Source organism: Gilliamella sp. X-60 (assembly GCF_057063585.1).
Window position 1 is genome coordinate 19,488 of the sequence record NZ_JBXSQJ010000029.1, and the last position, 11,595, is coordinate 31,082.

Sequence of the window (11,595 nt, forward strand, 5' to 3'; positions counted from 1 at the left end):
AAAATTAATGATGCAGTCGTTTAAATGATCTTTAAAGTTATTAAGCACAATTAAAGTGAAATGTTCAATGTAATTGTGGTTTTTATTCCTGCAAATGTGTAAGTTATTTTTATTTTACCGATAAAAAACGCGCCGTAGCGCGTTATTTTTATTAAAGCAAATTAACTTTCTGATTGTGGTGATGTGTTACTACCATCATTTGCTGCTTTTTCATCGCTTTCTGTCCAACCATCTGGAGGTGTGACAGGTTGACGATTCATCAGTTCATCAATTTGTTGTTTATTGATTGTTTCATATTTTAACAGTGCATCTTTCATGGCATGAAGAATATCAATATTTTCCGTTAAGATAGTTTTTGCACGTTGATAGTTACGTTGAATAATAGCGTCAACTTCTTCATCAATAATTTGAGCAGTACTATCTGAAATTTTTTTCAATGGTCCATAAGATGATTCTTCGTACTCAAATAATACAGGCGGTAAACGTTCTGAGAATCCCCATTGGGTTACCATTGCTCGAGCAACATTAGATGCATATTGAATATCACTTGATGCACCCGATGTAATTTTATCTTCACCAAAGATTAATCCTTCAGCAATTCGGCCAGCATAAGCGGTAGATATTTTTGATTCTAATTGAGTTCGGCTCTGGCTAATTTGGTCACCTTCAGGTAAAAAGAATGCTACACCTAATGCTCGTCCACGTGGGATGATAGTTACTTTATGAAGTGGATCGTGTTCTGGCACAAGATAACCAACAATCGCATGCCCAGCTTCGTGGTAAGCAGTATTCGTTAATTGTTCTTTCGTCATAGATAATGAACGGCGTTGAGTTCCCATATTGATTTTGTCTTTGGCTTCCTCAAATTCTTCCATGGTAACGACTCGTTTATTACGACGTGCAGCAAATAGCGCAGCTTCGTTAACTAAATTAGCAAGTTCTGCGCCAGAGTAATTTGGTGTGCCACGAGCTAATACCGATAAGTTGACATCAGAACCCAACGGAACTTTGCGTACATGAACAGCAAGAATTTGTTCACGGCCTTTCATGTCTGGTAAGCCAATTTGCACTTGACGGTCAAAACGACCAGGACGGAGTAATGCCGAATCTAATATATCAACTCGGTTAGTTGCAGCGATGATAATGATGCCACTATTAGCCTCAAACCCATCCATTTCAACCAACATTTGGTTTAATGTTTGTTCACGTTCATCATGACCTCCCATTGAGCCAGCGCCACGCTTGCGACCGACGGCATCAATTTCGTCAATAAAGATAATACAAGGTGCGTGTTTACGGGCTTGTTCAAAGAGATCGCGCACTCGCGATGCCCCCACACCCACAAACATCTCAACAAAGTCAGAACCTGAAATGCTAAAAAAAGGCACATTGGCTTCACCCGCAATGGCTCTTGCTAGTAAGGTTTTACCTGTTCCCGGTGGTCCTACCATTAAAATCCCTTTTGGTATGCGCCCACCTAATTTTTGATATTTGCCTGGATCTCGTAAAAAGTCGACAACTTCTGTGACTTCTTGTTTTGCTTCTTCGCTGCCAGCAACATCGGTAAATTTTGTTTTGACTTGGTCTGGCGTTAACATTTTCGCTTTACTTTTACCAACTGACATTGGGCCACCCTTACCACCACCTTGCATTTGGCGCATCATAAATAGCCAAAAACCAATGAGTAAAATGATAGGGAACCAAGAGATGAGAATACTACCTATTAGGCTTGGTTTTTCATCAGGACTACCATAGACGGGTACTTTATTGGCTAACAAATCATCCATTAGTTTTTCATCAAAATAAGGGATATAAGTGACATAATTGCCATTATTTTTGGTTGTGGCAACAATTTCGCGTCCGTTAATATGCACTTCTTGGATTTTACCAGTCGTGATATCGGAATTAAATTGGGTATAATTGACTTGGGGACCACTATTGGATATTGAGCTGAATTGGTTAAATACAGCAATCAATACTACAGCGATAACTCCCCAGATCAGTAAATTCTTTACCATGTCGTTCAAAAGAAAAACCTCTCATAAAAATTAACAGTTACGACCAAATTTAACAAAGTATGGTACTACAAAATTATACAACTGGCTACTTCATACCCATTGCAACAATATAAACTTCTCGAGACCTTGCGCGTGAAGCCTCAGGTTTGCGAATTTTGACGGTTTTAAACATTGATCGCACCTGTTTTAGATATTCTTCAAATCCTTCGCCTTGAAACACTTTTACAATAAAATTGCCATTAGGCGCAAGCACGTCTTTACACATATCTAATGCTAGCTCAACTAAATACATTGCTCTCGGTATGTCAACAGCCGGTTGTCCACTCATATTCGGTGCCATATCTGACATAACAACTTGGACTTTTTCTTCACCAACCCGCTCAAGTAAAGCTTTTAAAACTGCTTCATCGCGAAAATCGCCTTGAAGAAAGTCAACCCCAACAATGGGGTCCATTGGCAATAAATCACAGGCAATAATGCGCCCTTTATTGCCAATAAGCGATGCAACATATTGTGACCAACCACCAGGGGCAGCACCTAAATCAACAACGGTAATGCCAGGTTTAAATAATTTGTCACTTTTTTGTATTTCTTCGAGTTTGAACCATGCTCTAGAGCGTAAGCCTTTTTTTTGTGCTTGTTGTACAAAGCGATCATTAAAATGTTCATTGAGCCAACGTGTTGAGCTCGCTGAGCGTTTTTTATTACTCACAGCGAATAAATCCTTAATGTAAAGAGGTCACTTCATTGATTACAAATATATATAAGGGTAGAATAACAAAATTGCAACTTAATGTGATAAAAATTTAATGAATTTATCGAATAAACAAAAACAGTATTTAAAAAGTGAAGCTCATCATTTAAAACCTATTGTGATGATTGGCGCTAATGGATTTACCGAAGGCGTGCTTGCCGAAATTGAAAATGCCCTAAATTTCCATGAGCTAATTAAGATTAAAGTATCCGCTGAGGATCGCGAAACTAAAAAACTCATTTGTGATGCCATTATTCGTGAAACTAAAGCATTACCTGTGCAACAAGTGGGATCAATTTTCACGATTTTTAGACCAAGCGAAGATAAAAAAATCTCTTTGCCTAAATAAATACAACAACAGGGCTATGTGCCCTGTTTGTTTATCTGCCTTTATTGAAGATAGATGTTCAATATTAGATATATTCAACCTTAACAATATCAAATTCTACATCACCGCCCGGCGTTTTAATTTGTACGGTATCACCGTCTTCTTTGCCAATTAACCCCCTAGCAATAGGTGAGTTGACAGAAATAAGATTTTGTCTGTAGTCAGCTTCATCATCACCAACAATGCGATAGGTTGTTTCTTCGTCCGTTTCAATATTTATGACGGTTACTGTTGCGCCAAAAATAATACGTCCAGTATTTTTTACTTTGGTGATATCAATTATTTGTGCTTGCGATAATTTGCCTTCAATTTCTTGAATGCGGCCTTCACAAAAACCTTGCTGCTCTCTTGCTGCATGGTATTCAGCATTTTCTTTTAAATCGCCGTGTGCTCTTGCTTCGGCTATTGCTGCCGTTATTTGTGGTCTTTTGACATTTTTTAGCTCTTCAAGCTCGGCTCGTAATAATTCAGCTCCCTTAACTGTCATTGGGATTTGTTTCATCTAGGTATCTCCCGTTTTTACTTATATTAGATAAAAAACCACTCCTCCTTATCTTAATTAAAAGAAAGGAGAAGTGAATTGTTCTGTTAGTTATTTAAAATAACATTATGGTGAATGTTTATATCTTAACTGTCAAGTTAGCTTAATAACAAATCATTCATACCGAAAATGGGATGCTATTTTTATTAAAATCGGTTATCGTAAGGTAATTATTAGTAGTTCATTATAACAATTAAATTTATTTATGCGACGATTACGGTTTTACATAATCATCTCCCTATCTATTGTCTGGTTTTTGGTATTATTGTCTTATTTTGTTGTGCAAACCTCTTTTGGTGCCAAGATAGTCAGTCAGCAATTATCCAAATTAAGTTCTTTTAAAATTTCAATCGGCGGAGTTCATCACTCATTTTCAAATTCCTATGAATTAGTTTTTGATGATGTTGTTGTCAGCTCTAATAGGCAAGAGCTTGTTAATGTTCCTAAATTAGTCGTAGGATTAGATAAAAGTAATCTTTGGCAATTAACTCATTTTAACTATGTTATCGTCATTAATGGCAATATTAATATTAATGATACGCAATTTAGTCATTACGATTTTTCAACCAATACGTTAAAATTTGTCAATTCAAATGCTAATATTCTGGTTAATAATGGAAAGGAAACGCTTTCGTTCACCCAAATCAATGGAGGCATTAAACCCTTTGCTTCTTCAGGCGCGGATAAATACCAATTTGATTTTACGTCGCAAAAGGTTTTAGTAAAGCAAATCCCAATAAAATCACTGCTCATTCAAGGTTTTCATCGAGATGGTGTTACAACCATAACTAATTTAGGTGGTAATGTTAATGACGGTTTTTTTGTCAGTAAATTAAAAATCCTTACGGACAATAGTTTAAATATCGATCAATTAAAGCTGTACAATATAAACTGGCAATCAGCGGAAGATAATGTACTTAATAAATATTCTCATGTTCTGCCAAAGTTGATGATTAAACAATTATTAATATTTGAAAGCAGCATACAGTTACCTAGCTTTTTAATTGAAAAAGGCAATATTGAAGCGACTAATCTTCGTTATGATAAACAGTGGCACTTTGATCAAAGTGCTGTTATTTTTACTGCTGATCATGTTGTTTGGCATGATGAATTGTTTTCGTCGGTATTAGTGCAATTATCATCCTATGATCAAGAAGTGACAATTCAAAGAGTATTAGCAAAATGGAATAAAGGTAGTATCAATTTTGCTGGAAATTGGAAAGATAATACTTTACATCTAGAACAATTAACCTTAGCCGATATTAATTATGAGATTCCTGAAAAGTTAGATCTATTTGTGTTACCTAATATTTTTAGAGATATCAAAATTGATAAGCTTACGATTTTACAAAGTTTGATAATTAGAACACAGAGTGATTTCCCTTTTAGCCTATATAATTTTCAAGTTTCTGGTACCAATGTCACTTTAGCGAAAGATCAAAAATTAGGAATCTTCTCAGGAATTGTCTTTTTTAAATCTGAAAAAGGTTCAGTTAACCGAATTGATATTCGTTATCCCGATCTGGTTCTAACATTTGATTATGAAAACCATCCTTCGTTAATTTTTAGCACTTTAGCTAGTGGGGGAATGATTGAGTCAAGAGCAACAGTTGATTTATCGAAAAGTGAACCATTATCTTTGCAATTTAATGCTTATGGTGTAACAAGTTCACTACTAGAAAATTGGAAATTAGTAAATCAACCACCAAAAGCTATTAATTATTCAGCTAATTTAAATGGTAAATTATTGCCATTTAGTTTTTCAGGTACATTTTCTGCAAACGGGAATGATTATATTATCAATTTTGAGCATTGACTTTTATAAAAAGATCCTTATATGGATTGTTATGATGTTTAAGGTACTATATGCGTTTGGGTATAAAATAAACTCAATAATAAGTGTAATATGAGGGTGTAATGGTTCTTGTAAGATTAGATAAATGGCTTTGGGCTGCAAGATTTTATAAGTCTAGATCATTAGCTCGCGAAATGGTTGAAGGTGGCAAAGTGCACTATAATGGTCAACGCACTAAACCAAGTAAAATTGTTGAAATTGGTGCAATCTTAACACTTCGCCAAGGTTCGGATCAAAAAACAATTCAAATTTTAGCTATTAGTGAACAACGAAGAACAGCCATTGAAGCTCAACAACTTTATCAAGAAACCCTTGAAAGTATTGCTAAACGAGAAGCAGTAGCACAAGCACGTAAGCTTAATGCATTGACAATGCCGCATCCTAATAGAAGACCGGATAAAAAGGAGCGACGTAATTTGATTAAATTTAAATATGATAGGCAACAAGGTGGCAACAATTAATATGGATACTTTAAATCGGTTTTTATTTGATAATCATCCTATTCGTGGTGAAATTACTCGTCTTGAACAGACATATCAGGCAATTTTAGATAATCATACATATCCAATTGCGGTACAAAACTTGCTGGGTGAATTATTGGTTGTAACCAGCCTATTAACGGCAACACTAAAATTTGAAGGGGATATTGCTGTCCAGTTACAAGGTGATGGCGCGTTATCTTTAGCGGTTGTTAATGGCAATGATCAACAGCAGCTACGTGGTGTTGCTCGGGTTAACGGTGATATTGCTGATGATGCTACGCTTAAAGATATGGTTGGCAATGGTTATATTGTTATTACTATTACACCAAAGCATGGTGAACGTTATCAAGGCATCGTTGGACTAGAGAAAGATACACTTATTGGTTGTATCGAAAATTATTTTATGCAATCAGAGCAACTTCCTACACGCTTATTTGTTAAAACTGGAGTACATAACAATAAGCCAATGGCAGCTGGTATTTTATTGCAAGTTTTGCCTGCCAATGAGAATACCGCTGAGTCATTTGAGCATCTTAGCGCATTAACTGAGACAATGACGAGTGATGAGTTATTTCAACTTTCTACTGATGAGATTTTATATCGGTTATATAACCAAGAGGAAGTGCGTCTTTTTGAAACACATGATATTACTTTTAAGTGTGGATGTTCACGTCAACGTTGCGAAGATAGTTTAATGACTTTACCTGATAATGAAATTGATGAAATCCTAAGGGAGGATAATGGTAAGATTGATATCCATTGTGATTATTGTGGTAAACATTATCTATTTGATACAATCGATATTGCTGAAATGAGAAGCAAACGTAACATACATTATCATTAATTTTTCATAGAAAAATACCATTAAGGCTATTAATAACCTTAATGGTAAAGTGGAATATAGGGAATTAAACTCATATTCAATTTAACAGAAGACCAAAAAGATGCCAAGCTATTTTTAACGGTGTTGTATAACAATCTTGTTAAGAAAATGGGTAAACCTATTTTCCATTGCAAATAGTAAGCAATTTTTTCAGTTTAAAATGTTTAGACTAATGAAGATTTTTTACTTACTACTTACATAGATATCTTCAATAAGTGCGTATTGAGTGATGATTCTCCATCTAATATTAAAATGGTAGAGTGTAAGTCCATATGTTTGTTCATTAAGGTTCTTTTGCTTGTAGGCCGGCCTTGGATCTTGAGAAATGACTTGTGTAATTAATTCAGTGAGTTGAGGATAATTTTGTTTTTGTAGCTCTAAAACTAATTGTGCTTTTTGTGAAAATGCTACAGCTAGTTTTTTTTCTGGAATGGATTGTGCGTATCCTGCATGTGCTTCTGAATGGCTATCACAATAAGGGAGATAAGGTTTGATATCAATAATGGGTGTACCATCAACCAAATCAAGGCTGCCTAATTTTAAAATAACCTGTTTATTTTCAACAATGATATCTTTTAATTCTACTGCTGAAAGTCCAATATGATTAGGTCTAAATGGTGATCTTGTGGCAAATACGCCCATTGTTTTATTACCACCTAAACGAGGGGGGCGAACTGTTAATCCCCATTTTTCAGGAGCGATGTGGTGAAATAGAAATAATAGCCATAAATGTGAAAACTGCTCTAATCCTTTAATACTAATAGGATCATTATAAGGGGCTAATAAATACAGTTCACCTTGCCCAGCACTAACTAAATTGGGTTGTCTTGGAACGGCAAATTTTTCACTATAAGGTGAGCGGATAATGCCGATTGGTTCAATTTGATATGTCATTATACGTTGATGATTTTATTAATGGGTAGCAGGTGGCGAATTTTTTAGTTACTTAATTTATTATTTCTATATTAATTTTCCGCCGATATAAACATCGGCGGAATTGAGATTAATCAATCATTATTGGTAGATTATTACCAACCACGAATTGCACCACCATTAAAGATTTGGTCAGCTTTTTGTGCAACAGCTTCTGTTTGGTATGCTTTAACAAAGTTTTTCACGTTTTCGTTATCTTTATCAGCTTCACGCGAAACGATAATGTTGACATATGGTGATTCTTTATCCTCAACAAAAATCCCATCTTTGCTTGGCGTTAAGTTTGCTTGTCCTGCAAAGGCGTTATTGATGATTGCTAGATCAACTTGTGCATCATCTAATGAACGAGGTAACATTGGTGCTTCAAGTTCTAAAATCTTATAGTTATAAGGATTACTTGTAATATCAAGTACAGTTGGCAGTAAACCTTTAGATTTATCAACTGTAATCATTCCTTCATGTTGTAATAAAAGTAAAGATCGGCCTAAGTTTGTTGGGTCATTAGGAATAGCAATAGTTGAATTAGCTGGAATGAAGAAGGTTTCACCGCGTGGTGAAGTGACTTTTACACCTTCTCCTGTTTCCACTGATTCATCAATGGGTTTTAATTTATGAGAATAGCTTGCAATAGGATAAACAAATGAATTGCCTACTATAGCTAATTGATAACCACGTTCTTTCATTTGTTCATCTAAATAAGGCTTATGCTGGAAAGCATTTACCTCAATTAAGCCATCATTTAATGCTTGGTTTGGGGTTACGTAATCGTTAAAAATAACTAGTTCAACATCTAGATTATAAAGATCTTTCGCTTGTTGTTTAACTACTTCAGCAACTTCTTGTTCAGGACCTGAAATTACTCCTACTTTAAGCGTGTTCACTTTAGCTGGCTCCGCTGGTTTATTATCTGCTGTGGCTGGTTGTTTATTATTATCACAGCCAGTTAAAAAAAATGCACTTACCAATGTGCTAATAAGTACTAGCTTTTTAATAGACATATATTTCTCCAAAATTAATGATGTGTAACGCGTTTAACAATCCTATTGCCAATAAATTGAATAATAAAGACAATAATAATTAATATAACTAAAACTGTGTTCATTATAGCAGGCTTGTAGCCATTGTAACCATATTGAATCGCAAGTTGACCAAGACCTCCAGCACCAACGGCTCCGGCCATTGCAATGTATCCTGTCAAGGTAATTAAGGTAATTGTCATACTATTGACAATTACAGGTAATGACTCAGGTAATAAAACCTTATATATAATTTGTAGTGGTGTTGCACCCATTGAGCGAGCAGCTTCAATTAATCCTTTGGGCACATCTAACAATGCATTTTCAATCATACGTGCAATTAATGGTGATACGCCAATACTTAATGGAACGACAGCTGCTTGTTTACCAATAAAGGTGCCCATTAAAATAGTAGTGAAAGGAATAATCCATACAATTAATATGATAAAAGGGATTGAACGAAATACATTAGTAATAAATGAGATAACGCTATTAGCAACATAACAATCTAATATTTGTCCTTTACGAGTCGTGTAGAGTAATATGCCAATGGGTAATCCAATTATCGTTCCCCAAAAACCTGATAAGATGACCATAAAAAGAGTTTCATCTGTTGCTTGCGCCATTTTGAATAGCATTGCTTCATTAAAACCATTAAAGGATGAACAAAAAGCAACAAAATCAGCCCAGAAATTGTATTGAGTTAAGTATCGAAATAGTGATTCAAAAGGTTTAAAAGAGGGAATAAAATCAAACATAGCCTAGCACCTCTACTTTAGTATTATTTTTTTCTAGAAACTGAATTACCGATGTCATACTTTTTTGTTTCCCTCTCATTTCAGCGAGCATTAGGCCAAATTTAACTCCACCGGCATAATCCATTTGCGCACTAATAATGTTACTTTCAATCTCGAATTCTTTAGCGATTTGTGATAACAAAGGTAAATCAACAGAGACTCCAGTAAAATCTAAACGTAATAAAGGATTGAGTCCTTCTTTATGTTCAGGCGATAGCCTTATTAAATAATCATCAGGAATATTAAGATGCAAGGTTGATTGAATAAATTGTCTTGCAATATCTGTTTTCGCATTAGAAAACATTTCACCTACTGATGATTGTTCAACTAGTTTCCCATCACTGATAACGGCAACTTGGTCACAAATCTGTTTTACTACATCCATTTCATGAGTAATTAATAAAATGGTTAGTCCCAATTCTTGGTTGATATCTTTTAATAATGCCAAAATTGAACGGGTCGTATCAGGATCAAGCGCACTGGTTGCTTCATCGCACAATAGTACTTTGGGATCACTTGCTAAAGCTCTGGCAATTGCAACACGTTGTTTTTGGCCACCCGATAAATTAGCTGGGTAAACATTTGCTTTCTCTGTTAATCCAACAAGTTCGATAAGCTCATTTACTTTTTGCTTAATTGCTGCTTTAGGTGTTCTATTCAGTTCAAGAGGAAAAGCGATATTATCAAATACAGTACGTGAGGAAAGTAAATTGAAATGTTGAAAAATCATGCTGATTTTTCGACGTATGTCAATTAATTTTCTATTTGAAAGATTTGTAATATCTTGATTATCGAAAAGTATTTTTCCGCTAGTGGGCTTTTCAAGCAGATTAATACAGCGAATCAGTGTGCTTTTCCCCGCTCCAGATTTGCCAATAACACCATAAACCTGCCCTTTAGGAACATGGATATTAATATCTTTTAAAGCATAAATAGGTGTTTTATTATGCTCAAATGTTTTCGAAATATGTTGTAGTTGTATCATAATATATAAAGAAAAAGATGAATAAATGAATATTAAGACGTCTAGACATCTAAGTCAATCAATAATATTCTATGTAAGATTAGAGTAATAGCTAAATAAAAAGGAAAAAGAGTAAACATGAAGCCAGCTATTTTTTTAGATCGGGATGGTACCATTAATATAGACTATAATTATGTACATACAATTGATAAATTCCATTTTATTGATGGCGTTATTGATGCGATGCAAGAACTCAAAAAAATGGGTTTTTTGTTAGTTATCACAACCAACCAATCAGGTATTGCCAGAAATATATTTACTGAAGAGCAATTTCACACGTTAACTGAATGGATGGATTGGTCTTTACAAGATAGAGGAGTTGATTTAGATGGCGTTTATTATTGTCCTCACGACCCGTTAGTTGATAATTGTGAATGCCGGAAGCCAAATCCTGGTATGATTCAAACCGCAGCAAAAGAATTGAACATAGATATTGCTAACTCTTATATGGTAGGTGATCGGGTGTCTGATTTATTATCAGGTAGACAAGCTGGCGTTAAAAGGACAGTTCTAGTAAAAACAGGTGATATGATAACAGAAGAAGCATTAGCTCAAGCTGATTGGTTGCTTGATAGTCTAGCGGATTTACCTCAAAAAATAAAATTAGAATCTTAAGTATGGCATCGGTTGTGTAAAGAAAGTATTTTAATACATCAAAATAAAATAGTAATTTTAGCTAAAATGTATCGATTCAGTATTTTTTTAATACACCTTGGGTAAAAAAGATGCAAATGGAAATAAATTACATCATAACCCCTTGCATGATTTTTTAAAGTGCCTATAATGCGCATCCACTGACACGCAGTCAGCGACAAGCAGGCGGTGAGTGAGTTAAAAATAAGATCGAAAATTTGAAAAAAGATCTTGACGAATAAAAAAGTGTAGCGTAGTATACGCAGCCCTT

General features: G+C 34.9%; 11 protein-coding genes and 1 pseudogene. 5 read left to right on the top strand and 7 right to left on the bottom strand.

Annotated features, from left to right (window positions below; translation table 11 throughout):
* Nucleotides 1-170: 170 nt before the first annotated feature.
* Both ftsH and rlmE read right to left on the bottom strand, forming a co-directional pair.
* Nucleotides 171-2,027 (bottom strand): annotated as a pseudogene (ftsH, locus tag ACYIAM_RS12070) (ATP-dependent zinc metalloprotease FtsH); the annotation flags it as partial.
* 76 nt (nt 2,028-2,103) lie between these two features.
* Nucleotides 2,104-2,730, bottom strand: coding sequence for a 23S rRNA (uridine(2552)-2'-O)-methyltransferase RlmE (gene rlmE / locus ACYIAM_RS12075; RefSeq protein ID WP_065560115.1), 627 nt, complete (start codon nt 2,728-2,730; stop codon nt 2,104-2,106).
* Nucleotides 2,731-2,827: 97 nt separating this feature from the next.
* Here rlmE and yhbY point away from each other — a divergent pair, with 97 nt between their 5' ends.
* Nucleotides 2,828-3,121 (top strand): ribosome assembly RNA-binding protein YhbY, encoded by a 294-nt coding sequence (gene yhbY / locus ACYIAM_RS12080; protein WP_174796761.1) that lies wholly within the window; start codon nt 2,828-2,830, stop codon nt 3,119-3,121.
* A gap of 64 nt (nt 3,122-3,185) precedes the next feature.
* On the opposite strand, the gene greA is transcribed toward yhbY, so the two are convergent.
* Nucleotides 3,186-3,662 carry a transcription elongation factor GreA gene (greA, locus tag ACYIAM_RS12085; RefSeq protein ID WP_034910774.1) on the bottom strand — a complete coding sequence of 159 codons (477 nt, stop codon included), beginning with the start codon at nt 3,660-3,662 and terminating at the stop codon, nt 3,186-3,188.
* 304 nt (nt 3,663-3,966) lie between these two features.
* On the opposite strand from greA, the gene ACYIAM_RS12090 reads away from it, so the two are divergent.
* From ACYIAM_RS12090 to hslO, 3 genes are all read left to right on the top strand, one after another.
* The gene (locus ACYIAM_RS12090) at nt 3,967-5,517 is read left to right on the top strand and encodes a hypothetical protein (RefSeq protein WP_483748443.1); all 1,551 of its coding nucleotides are present in this window, start codon (nt 3,967-3,969) and stop codon (nt 5,515-5,517) included.
* Between the two features lie 101 nt (nt 5,518-5,618).
* A complete protein-coding gene (gene hslR / locus ACYIAM_RS12095) occupies nt 5,619-6,017 on the top strand; it encodes a ribosome-associated heat shock protein Hsp15 (RefSeq protein ID WP_483748444.1) in 399 nt (132 codons plus the stop codon).
* Nucleotide 6,018: 1 nt separating this feature from the next.
* Nucleotides 6,019-6,882 (top strand): Hsp33 family molecular chaperone HslO, encoded by an 864-nt coding sequence (gene hslO, locus ACYIAM_RS12100; RefSeq protein WP_483748445.1) that lies wholly within the window; start codon nt 6,019-6,021, stop codon nt 6,880-6,882.
* A gap of 222 nt (nt 6,883-7,104) precedes the next feature.
* Here the strand turns inward: hslO and tsaA are convergent, their stop codons facing one another.
* The 4 genes from tsaA to metN all read right to left on the bottom strand — a co-directional run bounded on the left by tsaA (nt 7,105) and on the right by metN (nt 10,652).
* Nucleotides 7,105-7,818, bottom strand: coding sequence for a tRNA (N6-threonylcarbamoyladenosine(37)-N6)-methyltransferase TrmO (gene tsaA, locus ACYIAM_RS12105; protein WP_483748449.1), 714 nt, complete (start codon nt 7,816-7,818; stop codon nt 7,105-7,107).
* 131 nt (nt 7,819-7,949) lie between these two features.
* Nucleotides 7,950-8,852 carry a methionine ABC transporter substrate-binding lipoprotein MetQ gene (gene metQ / locus ACYIAM_RS12110; RefSeq protein ID WP_483748446.1) on the bottom strand — a complete coding sequence of 301 codons (903 nt, stop codon included), beginning with the start codon at nt 8,850-8,852 and terminating at the stop codon, nt 7,950-7,952.
* A gap of 14 nt (nt 8,853-8,866) precedes the next feature.
* Nucleotides 8,867-9,508 carry a methionine ABC transporter permease gene (locus ACYIAM_RS12115; protein WP_160431658.1) on the bottom strand — a complete coding sequence of 214 codons (642 nt, stop codon included), beginning with the start codon at nt 9,506-9,508 and terminating at the stop codon, nt 8,867-8,869.
* Nucleotides 9,509-9,620: 112 nt separating this feature from the next.
* Entirely contained in the window at nt 9,621-10,652 is a 1,032-nt protein-coding gene (gene metN / locus ACYIAM_RS12120; RefSeq protein ID WP_483748447.1) for a methionine ABC transporter ATP-binding protein MetN, read from the bottom strand.
* Nucleotides 10,653-10,769: 117 nt separating this feature from the next.
* On the opposite strand from metN, the gene gmhB reads away from it, so the two are divergent.
* Entirely contained in the window at nt 10,770-11,306 is a 537-nt protein-coding gene (gmhB, locus tag ACYIAM_RS12125; RefSeq protein WP_483748448.1) for a D-glycero-beta-D-manno-heptose 1,7-bisphosphate 7-phosphatase, read from the top strand.
* The last annotated feature ends 289 nt before the right edge of the window (nt 11,307-11,595 follow it).

Excerpts from the sequence above, each read along its gene's own strand:
- yhbY (WP_174796761.1), top strand. The coding sequence starts at position 2,828 with ATGAATTTATCGAATAAACAAAAACAGTATTTAAAAAGTGAAGCTCAT.
- greA (WP_034910774.1), bottom strand. The coding sequence starts at position 3,662 with ATGAAACAAATCCCAATGACAGTTAAGGGAGCTGAATTATTACGAGCC.
- hslR (WP_483748444.1), top strand. The coding sequence starts at position 5,619 with ATGGTTCTTGTAAGATTAGATAAATGGCTTTGGGCTGCAAGATTTTAT.
- hslO (WP_483748445.1), top strand. The coding sequence starts at position 6,019 with ATGGATACTTTAAATCGGTTTTTATTTGATAATCATCCTATTCGTGGT.
- metQ (WP_483748446.1), bottom strand. The coding sequence starts at position 8,852 with ATGTCTATTAAAAAGCTAGTACTTATTAGCACATTGGTAAGTGCATTT.
- ACYIAM_RS12115 (WP_160431658.1), bottom strand. The coding sequence starts at position 9,508 with ATGCTATTCAAAATGGCGCAAGCAACAGATGAAACTCTTTTTATGGTC.
- metN (WP_483748447.1), bottom strand. The coding sequence starts at position 10,652 with ATGATACAACTACAACATATTTCGAAAACATTTGAGCATAATAAAACA.
- gmhB (WP_483748448.1), top strand. The coding sequence starts at position 10,770 with ATGAAGCCAGCTATTTTTTTAGATCGGGATGGTACCATTAATATAGAC.